We start from the raw sequence: 17,705 nt of genomic DNA, 5'->3' as shown, positions 1-17,705 counted from the left end.
TGTGTTGTCCAACTGTACTGTTCAGATTTGTAAAATCTGAACAGCGAAAGCGCCCGCTTAAACGATTCCTGATCTCGGCTTTTGATAGCGATGTCTGATAGGCAGTGCGCTATCCCCCCTCAATACTCATCCGTTCAAGAGCGATCCGCAGTGGGTAAATATGACAACTAAAAGCTTTGACGTGCTGATTGTAGGAAGTGGTGCAGCCGGATGCGTGGTGGCCAGTTATCTGGCCGAGAACAGTCGGGCCAGCATTGCCGTGATCGAAGCCGGCGGCAAGGATTCCGACCCGCTGATCCATATTCCAGCCGGCTTCGGCACCATCCTGGCCAAGGATAAACACGTGTGGACCCATTCCACCGTCGCCCAGCATGGTACTGAGCGACGCTTTCGCTCCGGCAAGGTGTTGGGGGGAGGCACGTCGGTAAATGCCATGGCGTATGTGCGTGGCCAAAAACGCGACTTCGATGCGTGGGACGAAGCCACCGCAGGCGACGGGGACTGGAATCACGCCAGCATGTGGCGTGCCTTCATCGAGCAAGAAAAAAACGACACGTTCCATGATGAACATCATGGCACCCAAGGCAATCTGGCCGTGCAGCTGCCCAAAGGGATCAACGAACTGAACCAGTATTGCCTGAAGGCATTTCAGGAATACGGCCTGCCCTACAATCCGGATTACAACGGCGCCAGCCAGATCGGTGTGTCACCGGTGCAATCGAACATCGAGAACAGTCGCCGTTGCAGTGCCGTAGTCGCGCACCTGCGCCGTCATCTGGAGAGTGGCCGCGTCACCTTGCTGGCGAACACAACGGTCACTCGGGTGCTGATCGATAGCCACCGCGCGGTAGGGGTCGAAATACTCCAGGGCGGGACTACGCAGCAAATCCAGGGCAAGCAGGTCATACTCAGCGCCGGGGCGGTACACAGCCCGAAGATTCTCATGCATTCCGGCATAGGCCCCAAGACCCAGTTGCAGGAATTCGGCATTGAGGTGATGGTCGATTCCCCCGGCGTGGGCGAAAACCTACATGACCACCCTATCGTACCGCTCAGCGCCTATGTGAAAGGGAACTTGGGCTATCAAAGCGTTGCCCAGGGCCTTGGGACGCTGAAGGCAGGGATCCGCTACATCCTGACCAAAGACGGCCCGGCCGCAGGCAGCGGTATCGAGACGGTCAGCTATTGGGATCCCCTGAACTTACAGGGCGACCCTACCGTTCAGTGCTATCACGTACCAATCATTTCCAAAGACGGCTTGAGCCCTACCGGTACGCGCCCCGGCGTGACCTTCGAGTTAGTGGTGCTTCAGCCTAAAAGCCGCGGCTGGGTACGTTTGGCTGACGCTGACCCTACCTCTATGCCGCTGATCAACCCAAATTTCATCGGCCACGAATACGATTTGAAAGTGGCCGTTGAGTCGGTGAAAGCCATGCGCCATGTCCTGACTCAGGAATCGCTAGCGCCGGTGATCGACGAAGAGGTCTCACCGGGTCCCAGCGTGCAATCCGATGAGCAGATTGGCGAATGGGTCAAACGCGTCGCCACCACCATGTGGCACCCGGTCGGCACCTGTCGCATGGGCAAGGACGAAGGTGCCGTCGTTGATGGTCGCCTGCGTGTGAAAGGCGTGGAGCATCTGCGTGTCATCGATGCCTCGATCATGCCCAACATTACTAGCGGCAACACCAACGCGCCCACTCAGGCGCTGGCCCTGCACGCTGCCAAAATGCTCTGTGAAGATTACTTTCGCTGATCTGCGTGACGCTCATAAACATCCACTGAATTCGATAAGGTGACAACCCATGAACTATCCAAGCTCCGAGTCCATCGATGCAGTATTCGAGTCGCAGCGTGCCTATTTCGCCTCCCGCCAAACCCACCCCATCGAGTTTCGCAAACACAGCCTGGAGCGCCTGAAACAGGCAGTGCTCAATCACAAAGAGGCGCTGTACGTCGCACTGGACGAAGATTTAGGAAAACCCAAGGCCGATGTGGACCTCGCGGAGATCGGCGCAGTCCTCCACGAAATCGATTTCGCCCTCGCCCACCTTGACGAGTGGGCGACACCAGAAACGGTACCCACCGCAGACCTGATTGCGCCGTCCCAGTGCTATGTCACGCAAGAGCCCTTTGGCGTTACTTACATCATCGGGCCGTTTAACTACCCCGTAAACCTGACGCTGACGCCGCTGATAGGCGCAATCATTGGCGGCAACACTTGCATCCTTAAGCCCTCCGAAACCACCCCCAACACTTCACTGGTCCTCGAGAAAATCATTCAGGAAGCGTTCTCTCCCAACTACATAGCTGTGGTTCAGGGTGGACGCGATGAGAATACTCACCTGCTGAGCTTGCCGTTCGATTTCATCTTTTTCACGGGCAGCCCTAACGTCGGCAAGATAGTGATGCAGGCAGCCGCCGCGCACCTCACACCAGTGATCCTGGAACTAGGCGGCAAGTGCCCTTTGATTGCCCTGGCCGATGCCGATGTCGATCTGGTGGTGTCGCAGCTGATGTTTGGCAAGTTCATCAACAGCGGCCAGACCTGCATCGCACCGGATTACTTGTACGTCCACAGCAGCATCAAGGATGAACTGCTAACTCGCCTGACGCAGCGCATTCAGCAGGACCTGCCCGACATAGGTTCCACGGGAAAAGTCGTCACGAGCCAACAAGTATCGCGTCTTCAAAACTTGTTGAGCAAGAGCGCGGGCAAGGTGCTGGTCGGCGGCGATGCAGACCCAGAACGGCGCGTATTCAGCGCCACCGTGGTCGACCAAGTGCAATGGGACGATGCGCTGATGGCCGAAGAGCTGTTTGGGCCCATTTTGCCGGTGCTGACTTTTGATTCGGTGGATAATGCAGTCGATCTCATCAATCAACATCACTCCAAACCACTGGCCGTGTATGTGTTCACAGGCCACACAGCCAATGCCAACCCCGTCATCGACCACATTCAAGCCGGCGATGCTCAGGTCAACGGCGTGCTGGTGCACGCGTTTTCGCCATACCTGCCGTTCGGTGGGGTGGGCGGTTCAGGGATGGGCGAATATCACGGCCGATACAGCTACCTGGCATTTACCCACAAAAAGTCTGTACGGATAGTTGAGTCTGGCAAGCCGGTATAAATAAAACACCAACTCCGCGAACCTGAGGCAGGTCAACGGCAGGTATTCTTTGCAATCCTGCCTTGATCGCGCGACCACATAAACCGTGACGAGCTCAACATAAACAACTGCATGCACCTCAGTACCAACACTCCATAAGAATTCGTACTCACAACCCGGAGACAGCAATAACACCAAAGGCTAGCATTCTATTAACCCTTAATAAGACACCCCTATTAGCCTTCGGGAGATACATCATGTGGAACAATAGCAGCCCCTTTTTACAAGGTATTCGCCAACCCATCTCCAACGAAATCATCGCCAATGAACTTCGCATAGAAGGTACTGTGCCGCCTGAACTTGAGGGCGTGCTTTTTCGAACCGGATCCAACCAGCGTTGGGAGCCTGCTCGCCCTGACCGATACCACTGGTTCGACGGAGATGGCATGGTTCATGGGTTTTATATCAGCAACGGCGCTGTCAACTACCGCAATAAATGGGTGCGCACCGAGGGTTTCAAGGAAGAAGAAGCAGCCGGTAGATCGCTCTACAACGGTATTTACGGGTCTTACGAAGTAGCTCAACCACAGCTTGAAAAGGGGCCGGCTGCCGTCAAGCAAGTAGCCAACGTCAATGTCGTGGAAATCGACGGACGCGTATTGGCTCTGCAAGAGGCGGGTAGACACTATTATGAACTTGACCGAAACACCCTGGAAACCATTGGTACCTTTGATTTCCACGGCGCAATTGATGCACTGGTTACCGCGCATATCCATACCGACGCCGCAAAAAATGAACTACTATTGTATACGGTCGAACCCGAAACCCGCCGATTCGTCTGTGCACTGGCTGACAAACAAGGGAACATCCTGAAACAGCACGTCGTTACACTTGACGCCCCCGCCTATATTCACGACTTCATGTTCACTGAAAATCATTTTGTCTTCTTCTTTGGGCCCATCAACTGGCGTCCAGAATCACCCGACCGAGTTCCTGCAGGCAAATCTGCGTGGACGTTTGACCCAAAGCAGAGCAATCGAACCCTGGTGGTCCATCGGCAGACCGGTGCAACTCAATGGTTCACCGATGAAGCTTACCAAACCACACACTTCGTCAACGCCTACGAGGAAGATGGCAAAATAATCGTCGACGGCTGCGTCAGTGACCTCCAGTTTGTCGATGATATAAAAGTCGAGAATTTCTTTCCGTTTCCTTTTCCTGACGCTGGACGCTCGCCGTTCACACCTCCCGCGCTGTACCGCTGGACCCTGGATCTCGATGCCGGTCAGATGACACGAGCACGGGTCGGAAATTTCTCCGTCGAATTTCCTAGGATCAATGAAAAACTCCTGGGTGCAAAACACCAATACGGCTACTTTGCCGGTGTACACCAGCCCAAAAGTGACAGCCACGATTTCAATTGCCTGATAAAGCACGATTTTATTTCAGGCAAAACCGAGTACCAAACACTGGAAGGTGACAGGGACGTGTCCCCTGCCGAGCCGATATTCGTGGCCAAACCCGATGCGGTGAGTGAAGACGATGGTTGGTTGCTGGTCGTCTGGTGGGATCCCCAGACAAACAAAAGCGAACTGGTGATCCACGACGCGAGCGACTTCACGGGCGCACCATTGGCACGGGTAAAGCTGGATCATCATATACCGCTGGGTTTTCATGGGAACTGGATCCCATAACCCACCGGTAGAGGTCTAGCCGAGCGTTCTGGCAACAGCAACGCACAACTGACTGCCCTGCAAATAACGTATCGCTGCAGGGCAGTCTTTGTATGAAGGAACGCCCCTTTCAAGGGGCATTCATGCCATACGATCAGTCCACTAAAACCCTGACCTTAAAACGGATAAGCGCGACGTTTGTGTTGCACCGAGTTCCAGTGATCGCTGGTCAGCTCCGCGATGATCCAATCGCTGTTGAATCGCCCGATACCACTGTTTTTCTCGCCGCCAAACGTGTTGTTCGGATCATCATTGACCGAGATGTCGTTGATGTGAGTCATGCCGGCTCCAGCGCATGTGCCTCGTCACGCGCAGTGATGATCGGCGCTACAGGACAAAATTGCTCAGCCTGGGCCAAGTCACTCATGTTATCGACATTGACGAACACATGAGGCGGCAGTACCTACCCGTGTGCAGCGCCACCGAGCAACAACTCGATGCTTTCGGCTTTCGCCGCCTCGATCCGGGCCACTGCGCCCTCCAACTGGCGACGGTTGATCAGCGGGCCAATGACTGTATCTGCAAGGTCAGGATCGCCGACTTTCAACTGGCGAACGCGCTCGACAAACGCTTCGACGAAATCCTTTTGCAACGAGGCGTCGACGATAATCCGGTTACTGCTCATGCAGATTTGACCTTGGTGCAGGAAGCGCCCCACAACGGCGGCGTGCACCGCCAGATCGAGGTCCGCGTCATCAAGCACCACACACGGAGCATTCCCACCCAACTCCAACCCGACTCGCTTGAGCGTCGGGCCTGTGACTGCCAACGCGCCCAATGTGCCGCCCGACCCGAGTCGATCCCGTGAAGAAGATGAATTTTGGAATCGGGTGCAGGGTAAAGGCATCACCCAAATCAGCCACGTCTCCCACGACCACGTTCAAAACTCCCGGCGGAAAACCGGCCTCTTCGTAAATTTTCGCCAACAACAAACCACCGGTCACCGGCGTATCGTCGGCAGGCTTCACGACGACGGCGTTACCGAGTGCCAGCGCCGGTGCGATAGACCGATTGGAAAGGTGCATCGGCCAGTTCCAGGGACTGATAACCCCGACCACACCCAATGGTTTACGGTAAACGCGGCTTTCTTTGTCGGGGGTGTCGATTGGCAGAATGCGGCCGACGACTCTCGAAGGCATGGCCGCGGCCGTGATCATGGTCGAACGTACCGCTGACCACTCGATTTCGGCTTTGGTACGCGTGCTGCCTGACTCACGAATCAATCAGTCGACAATTTCTTCGTGCCTGGCTTCCAGTACGCTAACGGCGCGCATGAACAAGGCTGAGCGCTCATTAGGTAACGTCTGCGCCCATGCTTTCTGCGCGGTTGCTGCCGCCTGGTAGGCGTCGTCGAGGTCGCTAACATCACCCAGCGAAAGCTCGGTCAGCAGGGCGTTGTCATAAGGGTTGCGGTTCTCCAGGACCTTGCGCGTACTTCCGGAACGCCAGGCCCCGGCGATGTATTGGCCAGTAAAGTTTTGCCACGGTGTTGGGCGGTCAGACATGGGTGTTCTCCGGTTGATTCAAAGTAGGTCAGCGCCAGTATTCTTCTTGCTTGCCAGCCTGGAAGTCGCGAGGTTTTCCAATTGCTGGTGCAGTGCAAGGGTGTGATGTTCATCAGTTCGGTGGTGAGCGAAAAGCTGAGCAATCGCTGCGCATTCGAACGCAGCAATGAGCAGTGGAGAGGCCTTTTTTTCGAGGCTGATCAGACTTGTCAGAAGACCCCTGACTTGATCATAAATTCGTGCCTGAGCAGGTGGGGCAGGTGTATCCGAGATCTTCAGTGCGAGCCGCGCAATGCGCTTGCACAGGCGCTTGCGCTGGGAGCCTGGCGATGAAGGAACCAACCATCGGTAGGTCAGCACGGCAGTGAACACCCCGCCCAGAATTGCCAACATCTGCAACAGGGTATGTTCAAGGGAGGTGTCTACCTGCAATCCAGGTTGAGCGATTAACAAAAAGGTCATGTTCAGGTCGATGGCCAGTTTTGCTGTACCGGGCCGAGCCATGAGCAACGCTCCGATCATCAAAAACGGTGCGATAACCAAGGCCAGCTCCCACACCGTTCCCACTTCAGGTAACAGCCAAAAACGGCAGGTCACGCCAAGAACGGCTCCAGCGGTCGAGCCAACAAGTACGTCTTTTAACGCCGCACTGGCGTGGCTATGGCTGGAGAACAGCGAGGCGAACAACACGGCCGTCATGACCATCATTGGACCGTCTGACCAACCCAGGCCCCACCACATTGCGGTGGCGATGGACATCGCAATCAAGGGTCTGGAGCCCGCGAGGCATGTTGCGTGCCAGTCGCGCTGTTGAGTTGATTGCAACGCTTCCCTGCCTGGCGTTTCACAAGCATTCAACGCTGCAAAGACGCGTTGTAATTTTTCAACGAACAGCGTGCCTGCGGCAAGGTTTTCAGTGTTTTTGTGGACCTCATTGATCACCGCGAGCACCATTGCAGCTGCCGATTCAGGATGAGTTGCTACCAACAGGTCAGAGGGGAATCGGAGTTTTTCGCCAACATCGAAATGGCTACTTACGAGCAAATCGACAAGCGCGCCCAGCGTGTCGCGAGTGCGAAAGACCCGTAAACGCATTGTTCGAGAACCTGTAGCAATTTCATCCAGGCACAGATCAAGCGCCGCTAGTTCCTGCAACAGCGCACTAAAACTTTTGGCATCGTGTGCAGTGCCTGCCTGCAACCTTTTGAGGCTGTAGTGAACGCTGGCCACAATCAGCGCATCGAGTCGGTTGTACACGGATTCCAGGGACGCGGACTTGCCTGTAAACGTCCATGAAAAACAAGCTGAAGCCAACACGCCGATGACGGTGCAATAGATTCTGCCAAGGGCTAGGTCCACATCGAGCACGGGGTCTTGAATACCAAACAGCGCGACGATCGCTGCGGTGTAGCCTGCCAGCACAAAACCGTAATTTCGAAAATGTCGAAACAGGTTTCCATACCCGGCGCACGCTGCGATCCAGGCTGCCAGTACGAGCATTAGCCAGTGCTGCTGATCAAAGAACACCGTCAGCAAAAGTCCGCCTGCCATGGCTCCCACCACCGTACCGATCAGCCGCGCGCCGATGCGTTCGATCAAGAGGCCTCGCGTAGGTTGCGCCACCAGCCAGACTGTCATCGCAGCCCACCAAGGATGGTGCAGGTCCAGCATTTGAGCGATGACCAGCGCCAAGAGAGCTGCCGTGGTTGTGTGCAGACTGAAAATCAGTGCTGACCGAGAAGGCCACTGAAGCTCGGGCTGCATGCCAAAACGGCCTATCAAGCGACCGAATGATTGAGTGATCCACTTATTCATTTGATGAACTGACATCCGCAGCCTGATAAGGGAAACGCAGCCGCACGCGGCTCTCATTGCCATGGTGCATGCCGACGAGAAACCAAAATATCATATTTCCTGCTATTTAGGATTTTGGTTTATTTTATCTTTACAGGATTTTTGCTTCGTAATAGATTTAGCCTCAGTCAAGGGCACCTGCCTGCCCAGACAATAAAAACAATAAGAGGCCAGTTCATGCATACGCCTACACCCAGCAATATCCTCTGCGACGTCGTTGACGCCCTCCCTGTCAGCCGGTTGCAATGGGAGGGGCTCGCCCTCTGCGTACTGGTCGCAGTGCTAGACGGATTCGACACCCAGATCGTCGGTTTTCTGGTGACTGCCATGGCATCAACCTTGAACGTAACGCCCCAAGCCTTGGCACCGGTGTTCGCGGCGGGTTTATTTGGTTTGATGCTCGGCGCACTGCTACTGGCCCCTATGGCGGATCGCTTGGGGCGCAAGAGAATTCTGGTGTTGTCGATCCTGCTGTTCGGCACATTCGCGTTACTGACCGCTTTTGTTAACAACGTCTCGCAGTTGCTCGTCGTGCGCTTTCTGACCGGCATAGGCCTCGGCGGGGCAATTCCCAACCTGGTGGCGCTGATCTCTGAATACAGCCCGCGACGTTACTCGCGCAGTGCCGTGACGCTGCTGTTCTGTGGCATGCCACTGGGCGCCATGCTGGCTGGCTTGACGGTCGACCAACTGCTCGCTACCTGGGGGTGGGAAAACCTTTTCCTGATCGGTGGCGCGCTGCCGTTGCTGGTCGCCGGCGTTGTGGTGTGGCGGCTTCCAGAGTCGGTTGAGTTCCTCAGTCGCCAACCCGGCAGTCGTGCTGCCCTCAGCGCTATCATTAAACGGCTCGCACCCAACCTCGCAGAACTGCCCGCCAGTCTTGGCCAACTACGCCAACAGGCAACCTCCTCTACCTCCCTGAGTCGTCTTTTCACAGCCGGCATGTGGCGCCGCACCCTGCTGCTTTGGCTGCCGTATGCCATGAACTTGCTGATTTTGTACTTCATTATGAGCTGGATCCCGACGCTGTTAGTGGCAGCCCATGCACCGCTGAGCATGGGCATTCGCGCCATCATTCTCTTCAGCCTGGGAGGTGTGATCGGCTCGGTCGTACAAGGCTGGCTGATGAACCGCTGGGGGTCGGTCAACGTATTGACCATCGAATTCATGGGCTACCTGACAATCGTGCTGGCGCTCAGCCAATTGCCTGTTTCTATTTATTCGCTTTTCCCCGCAATGTTGTTGCTGGGCATTTTGGTGCAAGGCGCGCAGGCAGGTCTTAACGCTTTGGCCGCCGAGTTGTACCCACAGGAAATACGCTCCACAGGCATCGGCTGGGCACTTGGCGTCGGGCGAGTGGGTTCCATTACAGGGCCCGTTTGCGGCGGCTTGATGTTGGCAGCCGGCTGGGTTTTGACAGAGATCCTCAGCGCAGCGTTGGTTCCGGGAATCATCGCGCTGACGGCGATTACCTTGCTACGACTTGACCCCGCGAGCAAACAACAACCCACACCCTCACAGTCTGTTACACATCATTGATGCAACCAGAGGCATACCCATGAAAATCGCAAGCTTCGTTTACCAAAACCGTTCCACGTACGGCATTGTTAAAGGTGACCACGTCATTGACCTGGAATCACTCAAGTCTCACCTGGGTGCGGACCTCAAAGAAGCCATCGCGCGCAATCGACTGAGCGAACTGGGGGCTGATGCGCTGAAAGACCTGCCTCGCCTGGCATTGAGTGAAATCACCTTTTTGCCGGTCATTGCCAACCCAGGCAAAGTGCTCTGCATCGGGATCAACTACGCCACGCATGTGCGCGAGACTGGTCGGGACATGCCGACCTACCCGATGATTTTCACCCGCTTTGCCGACAGCCAGACCGCACACCTGCAGCCCATCGTTCGCCCAACCGTGTCCCACAAGCTTGACTTCGAAGGTGAACTGGCCGTGGTGATCGGCAAGACCGCTCGCCACGTCAAACCGGAGGACGCCTTGGACTACGTCGCCGGCTATGCCTGCTACAACGACGGCAGCGTACGTGACTGGCAGAAGCACACGATCCAGTTTGTTCCAGGGAAGAACTTCCCGGCCACCGGTGGATTCGGCCCATGGATGGTCACCAGCGATGAAATCGTCGACCCGCAGGACCTGGAACTGACGACTCGTTTGAACGGCGAAGTGATGCAACACACGCGCACCAGCGACATGATTTTCGATGTGCGCAAGTTGATCGAGTACTGCACCGCGTTCACTGAACTGGCCCCTGGAGACGTAATCGTCAGCGGCACCACCGGCGGCGTTGGTGCATTCCGCGAGCCACCAGTCTGGATGAAGCCGGGCGATATCGTCGAAATCGAAATCGAGCGCATTGGTATCCTGCGCAACAGTATTGTAGACGAGAGCTGACATGCAAAAACCGTTTGATTCCGAAGACACCACCGAGCACCTGGCAGACAGCAAAGGCTCCAGCCTGGAGCGGATGCTGCGAATTCTCGACCTGTTCACCGAGCACCATCCCATCTGGACGGTCGACGGGATGGGAAATGCGCTGGGGTTCACACGCTCCACTGCCTACCGTTATGTACGCGAACTGGCCGAGGCCAATTTGCTGTTTCAGGTGGAGGCCGGTCGCTATGCGCTGGGCGCGAGAATCATCACCTGGGATCGCCAACTGCGCGTCAGTGATCCGTTGGTACGCGCGGCGCACTCCCTGGAGTCGACCTTTCCGCAATGGGGTGCCGAGCAAGCCTGGTTGGTGTGTCGGCTGTTCAAGGATCAAGTGGTCTGTATCCATCAAACCGGCAACCTTTCCAACCAAGTGAGCTACTCGCGAGGATCGCCAAGACCTTTGTTCATGGGAGCGACCTCTAAAGCGATCCTCGCCAACATGGGCTCACGGCATCAAAGCCAACTGTTTCTGGAAAACCCGAGTGACATCGAGTCCAGCAACCTTGGCAAGACTTGGGAGGTGTTCCGGCGCTCGCTCCAACGCTTGCGCCGCCAGGGATATGTGCTGAGCACCAGCGAAGTCGATGCTGACGTCTTTGGCCTCGCGGCCCCCATATTCGATGGCGACGGCAAAGTGGTGGGCAGCATCAGCTGCGTGCGCCCGACCTCGCAACGCGATAGCGAACAGGATGAAGTGCAAGGCCAGCAAATCCTCGCCCTTGCCGACAATCTTTCACAACTCATGACCGCGCTGGCGCACAGACCAGAAGTACTGGACTGACCAGCCCGGCGGTCACCGAGGGAATAAAAATGACAACCCTTACACCCGTGAATACTGACGTACTGATTATCGGTGCCGGCCCGACAGGACTCACGTTGGCCAACCTCCTCGGACAGGCCGGCGTGCGTACGACCATTCTTGATCGTAAAGCCGGCACCGTGACTGAACCGCGTGCCGTTTCGATCGACGATGAGTCGCTGCGAACCATGCAGGCAGCCGGGCTGGATGAAGCCGTGTTGGCTGACGTCGTCAAAGGCTACGGCGTTCACTACTTCGACAAGCCAGGGGGACGTTGCTTTGGCAAGGTCGAACCTGTCGGCAAGCAATACGGCTACCCCAAACGCAATGCGTTCAGGCAACCCCTGTTCGAACGCACGCTGATGCAAGGTATGGAGCGTTTCCCTAGCCTGACTCCGCTTTTCTGCCATGAACTGATCGACTTCACACAGAACGCCTCAGGCGTTCTCGCTCGAATACAAAATGCGGCCGGTGACACGGTTGAGGTGCACGCCCAGTACATGGTTGCCTGTGATGGCGGCAGAAGCCCGGTTCGAAAACAACTGGGTATCGATATGGTGGGTTCCAGCTTCAAGTCCCGATGGTTGGTCGTGGATCTGGATCAGGACGATGACCCGTTCTGGCAGACTCGTGTGTATTGCGACGCGCAGCGACCTGTCGTAGAAGTGCCCGGCCCTCATCAGACACGTCGCTTCGAGTTCATGCTCAAAGACGACGAGACTGATGAGCAAATGCTCAGCGACGCTAGCCTTGGCAACTTGCTGCGGCCGTTCCGGGGTGAAAAAGCTTATTCGCTGGTGCGCAAAGTGGTCTACACCTTCCACGCCAGGGTTGCCTCTCGCTGGCAGGAAGGTCGTGTTTTTCTCGCCGGTGACGCTGCGCACCTGACCCCACCCTATGCGGGCCAAGGCATGAACAGTGGTGTGCGTGATGCGCATAACATCGCCTGGAAACTTGTGGCGGTACTCCGGGGACAAATGGCGAAAAGCGCCCTCGAGACCTATGAAAGCGAACGCCGCGATCATGCCTGGGCGCTGATCAAGCTGGCGCTGAATCTCGGGGTGGTCATGGCGCCGGCTTCAGCCTTGCGCGCCAAACTCATTACCAGCACCTTCCGCGTGATCGGGCTGATCCCGCCTCTGCGCGATTACTTTCTGCAAATGAAGTTTAAACCAAAGCCTCGTTTTACCCAGGGCCTGGTGTTATCCCAAGGTAAGGCCGGCAACCTGCGCGCCGGGACCATGCTGCCGCAGCCGACTCTTTTCGACTCTCACGGCTGCGCGCAACTGTTGGATGAGCACATCGGCCCGGGCTTTGCCTTGATTCAATATGGCGATCTGCGCAGCCAACGCATGGATCAACTGCAGCACCTGCTCTGGACCCACCTGGATGCCAAGCGCATCGTGATCATTCCACAAGACGCTCCGCTTCCGCCCCCTTTGGCGGGACTCACGATCGTACATGATCGCAACGGTGAGTTAAGCGCACTGTTTGCCGAGGCCAGCACCTTCCTGCTGCTACGTCCCGACCGCTATGTCGCCGCCATATTTGACCAGGCTCAGGAGTCAGAAACAGCTCTGGCTCTTCAGTCCTTGTTGGGCATTGCACAGGCTACGACAGTCGCCGTCGCGGCTGCCAATACCGCCCATTCCCCAGTTACTCTTTGATCGCGGAGTTTTCCATGACGACCCTCCAGACTTCGACCCCTGCTCAACTGTGCTACCTGCACCTGGCAAGCAAAGAACCTCAACGCCAGGTAGATTTTTATACGCGAATGATGGACATGCGCGCATCGCCACAAGCAGATGGCAGCCAGGTGATGCGGGGGCCGAAACGAGCGGCAATCATTTCGCCAGCCGACCATAGCGGCCTGCTGGCCGCTGCCTTCAACCTCCACTCCAACGCCAAACTGGAAGCGCTGCGTCAGAACCTGATTGAGCGTGAATGCCAGATGGATCCGGTGACCTCGCCTTTACTTGAGCCAGGCGCGTTTGCCATTCGGGATCCACAGGGTCGCCAGACAATATTCGGCGTAGTACTTCCCGATACAAGTGCTGAACTGCAAGGCATGCCGTCGAGGTTGCAGCACGTTGTGTTCCAAACCACCGAGCTTGAGACGATTATCGACTTTTACGTCAACACCGTTGGCTTCACCATTTCCGACAACGTGGTCGACCAGGAAACCGGCCAGCTCATGGTGTGTTTCCTGCGCTCCGACGACGAGCATCACTCCCTCGCCTTTTTCCGTGGGTCGAAGAATGAATGGGACCACCATTGTTACGAAACCAATGAGTGGAATGACATTCGTGATTGGGGCGACCGGTTTGCCAAGGAGCGCATCAGCATTTTCTTCGGCCCTGGCCGTCATGGTCCGGGCAACAATCTGTTTTTCATGGTGGTCGATGCCGATCGGAACCGACTGGAATTCTCGGCCGAACTTGAACTGGCGCCAGCAGACCGTGAAGCCGGCGTATGGCCGCAGAGTGAGCACACTCTTAACTCCTGGGGCCGCGCCTGGATGCGCACCTGATTTTGCAGGGAAGTCAATCCATTAAATTGATCGAGTCGCCTAAATGAACAACCAGAACGCACCCGCTCCATTTGCCATTCAAGGTCATCAATACATTAACGGCCGCTGGCAGCCAGGTCGCTCAACCAAACGCCTGGACAACCGCAACCCCTTCAACAACGAGTTGCTGTTGGACATGCCGCTCGCCTCGGTCGCCGATCTGGATGAAGCCTATCTGGCCGCCGAAAAGGCACAGCTGGAGTGGGCTGCGCTACACGCCGGCCAACGGGTTATGTTGCTTGAAAAGCTTGCCGTTATCGTTGCGCAGCGCAGTGAAGAAATTATCGACTGGCTCATCAAAGAGTCGGGCAGCACTCGAATCAAGGCTGGCATCGAGTGGCAAAGCACGCTGAACCTGGTCCGAGAATGCGCGAGCATGCCGATGCAAGTAGAGGGTCGGATCTTGACCAGCTACAAGCCCGGCGAACAGAGCTTTGTGTTCCGTGATCCACTTGGCGTTGTGGGGGTGATCAGCCCATGGAATTTTCCGCTTTATCTAAGCATGCGCTCCGTTATTCCGGCCTTGGCATTAGGTAATACCGTAGTGCTGAAACCTGCGAGTGATACCGCTGTCAGCGGCGGATTGTTGATCGCCTACCTACTGGAGGCGGCGGGCTTCCCTGCGGGCACCATCAACGTTGTTGTGGGCGCCGGATCGGAAATCGGTGACGCCTTCGTGGAACATCGAGTACCCAGGCTGATCTCGTTCACCGGTTCTACGGACGTGGGGCGCAATGTCGGGCGCATCGCCACGGGTGGCAAGCACATCAAACGCGTTGCTCTTGAACTCGGTGGTAACGCGCCACTGGTGGTGCTGAATGATGCCGACGTTGAAGTGGCAGCTCACGCAGCCGTGGTCGGCCGTTTCCTGCATCAAGGGCAGATATGCATGAGCGTCAACCGAGTGATTGTTGATCGCACCTTATACCCGGCGTTTGCAGAACTTGTGGTGGAGAGGGTCAGCAAGCTGAAAGTGGGTAACCCTAATGATGCGGACACCGTGATTGGGCCTGTCGTCAATCAATCGCAATTGAATGGCCTGTTACGCAAGATTGATCAGGCACACAGCGCTGGCCTGACTAAACTGTTCGGCGCTTCAGCCAACGGTCTGTTGCTCCCACCGCATGTTTTCGGCAACGTAAAAGCCGATGACGCCCTGGCGGTAGATGAAACATTTGGCCCACTGTTACCAATGCTCATAGCCGACGATGAAGCGCACGCCCTGCGACTTGCGAATGCCAGCGAGTATGGGTTGTCCAGTGCGGTATTCACCCAAGACATGGCGCGCGGGTTGCAGTTCGCTCGTGGCATCGTCGCCGGCATGACGCACATCAACGACATCACCGTCGATGACCAGCCAAACGCGCCCTTCGGAGGTGAAAAGAACTCCGGGCTCGGGCGTTTCAACGGTCATTATGCCGTCGATGAATTCACTCGCGCACACTGGGTGACCTGGCAGCCAGGTGGTCACCACTACCCTTTTTAATGCACCACGCAGTCAGCCCCTGTCGGGGCTGATTGTCATGCAGGGCAACAAGGTGAGTTGGCGTTACTCGTCGCCGCCCAAAGCCGCTACCTGAGCCTCTATGGACTTGATGCTTTGTTTGTCGGCTGCATTTTGCGGTGTAACGCCATCGCCCAAAGCGGCATGAAAAGGGCAACCGACAAATTTAGGATCATTCTTGTACGTTTCGACGTAATGCTCGGGGAATTGCTTGTCCAGCGCCTGGATGCCCTTTCGCACTTCGGCTTTATCTTCACTGGACATGTTCATCCGCTCTTCGATATAGGCTTCAGTCGGATCGTCGGCATTCATTTCCATCATGCCCATCATGTAGCCGGCCAGTTGCGGCAAAAGCTGGGCCGCGGCGGGGTCAGGGCGGTCGACCTGCATGGTGTCGAGCGTGGTGGTCAATGACATGGCGCGCAGTAACTGATGGCCAAACCAATGCAACTCCTTGGGGAAGAAGCGGAAGACAAACTGCTCATGAATCGCCGTGATAATGAGATTGCCACGTTCAAGCTTGGGTTTTGGAGCATTTTCGAAGGCTTCGCAAAATTCCACGAGCGCGTCGAAACTATCCGGGTAACCAGTGATCGGCTGATCGTTTTCAGCACGGAAGAGTTTGCACATGTCACGCCAGAACAAGTGCGCGGCAATCTTCTCGTTCTCGGAGAGGCCCGGGGCGCCCATCTTCAACTTCAGACGGTGCATTGTGATGGCGGTGAATGCACAGACGTACACGTAATCGTCATTATAAGAAAAGGCACCGGGATACTGCTTGGCCCAATGCGCATGAAGATTATTAATACCTTCAACCGACTTGATGGTGCGGCTGTCTTCAGGACCGTAGAACCACCACAGCGCATTGGCGCTGCCGGTCTGCTCTACACGCGAGGTGGACCGTGAAACGACTTTGCCACCGTCTTCACGCCAGACCGCTCTGGAGCCCCAATCGGTGACGACAAAATTAGGGAAGGTCAACGCGTAGATGAAGTTCTGCATGAAGTCGTTCAGCCCGTAGCTGTTCGATAAACGCCAGATTTCAATGTAATCCTTGCTTGGGTCGAGGCTTTGGATTTTGGCTTGAATCCACTTTTTAGGGGCAGACATGTAGATCCTCTCTTCGCTTGAGTGCACATAGTGAATACGAAAATAGAGGCCTCTGATCAGCGGCCTTCAGTCGTCAGACAGAAGCGCTCATGGCGCAACGTCTGGGTGCTCTCGATTTAAAAACACCACCACTTACGATAGGGCCTCGCCCCGGGCCAGTCTCCGGTCTGTCCATCCAAGCTCGACGGCGTTTTTGGTATTGCAGTATCACCGCGACGCTATACTGCAATCACAGTGCGCTGGATCCCCACGGGCGGCTGCGTGATGCGTACATAAATAATCATTACGACTCACAGGGAGTACCGTTTGACTACTGATCTCTATTCTCACCTGCAGCCAAAAGGCTCGGTCGAGGACGCTTTTTCCAAGGCGGTGATTGGTCAGCATCATCTGACCAATGCTGTGTTGAAGATGGGTGAAGGTGCGGTGGCCTGGGCGCTTGAGGAGGCCGCCAGTTCCCTCAAGCGCTTGCAGGACGAATTTCAAACGGTGCCTGACTTGCCGACGCCAGAGATACGCCTCAACCTTGAAACGCTCATCCTCGATATATTCATGATGCGGATTCCACGGCCATCCGGCCACCTATTCCATGAACATCCGGCCACTGATTCCACGGTGATCCGGCCACCCGTTCCACGCTCATCCGGCCACCCTTAAAGCAGGCAGCAACGCAGGATTAATTCACTACCATCGACCTCTTTTATCGAAGCAGAGAGGTCGTCGTGGAGCGGTTATCCATGCGTAAAATTAGGGAAGTGCTACGTCTCAAATTCGAGGTCGGCCTATCTGCCCGCCAGGTCGCTGTCAGCTTGCAAGTGGGTCGAGCCAGCGTCGGTGAGTACCTCAATCGCTTTGCTGCCAGCGGCCTGACTTGGCCCACGCAGTTGTCGGACGCCGAACTGGAGCGATGTCTATTCCCGCCAGCGCCGACGGTTCCCAGCGATCAACGTCCGATGCCGGACTGGGCTCATGTCCATGCCGAGTTACGTCGCCCCGGCGTCACCTTGGCCCTGCTCTGGCAAGAGTATCGGCTCACCCATCTGCAAGGCTTCCAGTACAGCTGGTTCTG

12 protein-coding genes and 2 pseudogenes are annotated in these 17,705 nt (G+C 56.1%); 11 read left to right on the top strand and 3 right to left on the bottom strand.

Annotated elements, in window-relative coordinates; all coding sequences use genetic code 11:
* The first annotated feature begins 160 nt into the window (after nucleotides 1-160).
* From BLL38_RS03470 to BLL38_RS03460, 3 genes are all read left to right on the top strand, one after another.
* Nucleotides 161-1,756: a GMC family oxidoreductase gene (locus BLL38_RS03470; RefSeq protein ID WP_032904492.1), complete on the top strand. Its 1,596-nt coding sequence runs from the start codon at nucleotides 161-163 to the stop codon at nucleotides 1,754-1,756.
* 49 nt (nucleotides 1,757-1,805) lie between these two features.
* Nucleotides 1,806-3,131, top strand: a complete 1,326-nt coding sequence (mdlD, locus tag BLL38_RS03465; protein ID WP_020300865.1) for an NAD(P)-dependent benzaldehyde dehydrogenase MdlD — start codon at nucleotides 1,806-1,808, stop codon at nucleotides 3,129-3,131.
* Nucleotides 3,132-3,367: 236 nt separating this feature from the next.
* Nucleotides 3,368-4,804 (top strand): carotenoid oxygenase family protein, encoded by a 1,437-nt coding sequence (locus tag BLL38_RS03460; RefSeq protein ID WP_020300866.1) that lies wholly within the window; start codon nucleotides 3,368-3,370, stop codon nucleotides 4,802-4,804.
* A 155-nt stretch (nucleotides 4,805-4,959) separates the two neighbouring features.
* Here BLL38_RS03460 and BLL38_RS03455 read toward each other — a convergent pair.
* Together BLL38_RS03455 and BLL38_RS03450 are read right to left on the bottom strand one after the other, a co-directional pair.
* Nucleotides 4,960-6,348, bottom strand: a pseudogene (locus BLL38_RS03455) (aldehyde dehydrogenase family protein).
* Between the two features lie 18 nt (nucleotides 6,349-6,366).
* Entirely contained in the window at nucleotides 6,367-8,163 is a 1,797-nt protein-coding gene (locus tag BLL38_RS03450) for an FUSC family protein (RefSeq protein ID WP_020300869.1), read from the bottom strand.
* A 216-nt stretch (nucleotides 8,164-8,379) separates the two neighbouring features.
* On the opposite strand from BLL38_RS03450, the gene BLL38_RS03445 reads away from it, so the two are divergent.
* Genes BLL38_RS03445 through BLL38_RS03420 form a run of 6 tightly spaced genes read left to right on the top strand, consistent with a single transcriptional unit; the run spans nucleotide 8,380 to nucleotide 15,508 of the window.
* A complete protein-coding gene (locus BLL38_RS03445) occupies nucleotides 8,380-9,741 on the top strand; it encodes an MFS transporter (RefSeq protein ID WP_020300870.1) in 1,362 nt (453 codons plus the stop codon).
* A gap of 19 nt (nucleotides 9,742-9,760) precedes the next feature.
* Entirely contained in the window at nucleotides 9,761-10,612 is an 852-nt protein-coding gene (locus tag BLL38_RS03440; protein WP_020300871.1) for a fumarylacetoacetate hydrolase family protein, read from the top strand.
* 1 nt (nucleotide 10,613) lies between these two features.
* Nucleotides 10,614-11,435 carry an IclR family transcriptional regulator gene (locus tag BLL38_RS03435; protein ID WP_020300872.1) on the top strand — a complete coding sequence of 274 codons (822 nt, stop codon included), beginning with the start codon at nucleotides 10,614-10,616 and terminating at the stop codon, nucleotides 11,433-11,435.
* A gap of 29 nt (nucleotides 11,436-11,464) precedes the next feature.
* Nucleotides 11,465-13,120: a bifunctional 3-(3-hydroxy-phenyl)propionate/3-hydroxycinnamic acid hydroxylase gene (locus BLL38_RS03430; protein WP_032904494.1), complete on the top strand. Its 1,656-nt coding sequence runs from the start codon at nucleotides 11,465-11,467 to the stop codon at nucleotides 13,118-13,120.
* A 14-nt stretch (nucleotides 13,121-13,134) separates the two neighbouring features.
* Entirely contained in the window at nucleotides 13,135-13,983 is an 849-nt protein-coding gene (locus BLL38_RS03425; protein ID WP_020300874.1) for a VOC family protein, read from the top strand.
* A 43-nt stretch (nucleotides 13,984-14,026) separates the two neighbouring features.
* Complete coding sequence (locus tag BLL38_RS03420) at nucleotides 14,027-15,508, top strand: aldehyde dehydrogenase family protein (protein WP_047531102.1); 1,482 nt, start codon at nucleotides 14,027-14,029, stop codon at nucleotides 15,506-15,508.
* A 63-nt stretch (nucleotides 15,509-15,571) separates the two neighbouring features.
* On the opposite strand, the gene BLL38_RS03415 is transcribed toward BLL38_RS03420, so the two are convergent.
* Nucleotides 15,572-16,636, bottom strand: a complete 1,065-nt coding sequence (locus tag BLL38_RS03415) for a hypothetical protein (protein WP_020300876.1) — start codon at nucleotides 16,634-16,636, stop codon at nucleotides 15,572-15,574.
* A 306-nt stretch (nucleotides 16,637-16,942) separates the two neighbouring features.
* On the opposite strand from BLL38_RS03415, the gene BLL38_RS03410 reads away from it, so the two are divergent.
* Nucleotides 16,943-17,293: a hypothetical protein gene (locus BLL38_RS03410; RefSeq protein ID WP_076961358.1), complete on the top strand. Its 351-nt coding sequence runs from the start codon at nucleotides 16,943-16,945 to the stop codon at nucleotides 17,291-17,293.
* A gap of 80 nt (nucleotides 17,294-17,373) precedes the next feature.
* A pseudogene (locus BLL38_RS03405) lies at nucleotides 17,374-17,705 on the top strand (IS21 family transposase); the annotation flags it as partial.

Origin of the sequence: Pseudomonas gessardii (assembly GCF_001983165.1) — a bacterium.
Lineage (GTDB): Bacteria > Pseudomonadota > Gammaproteobacteria > Pseudomonadales > Pseudomonadaceae > Aquipseudomonas > Aquipseudomonas gessardii.
Note: the sequence above shows the minus strand (reverse complement) of the source record. Positions and strands in the feature narration are given on the sequence as shown.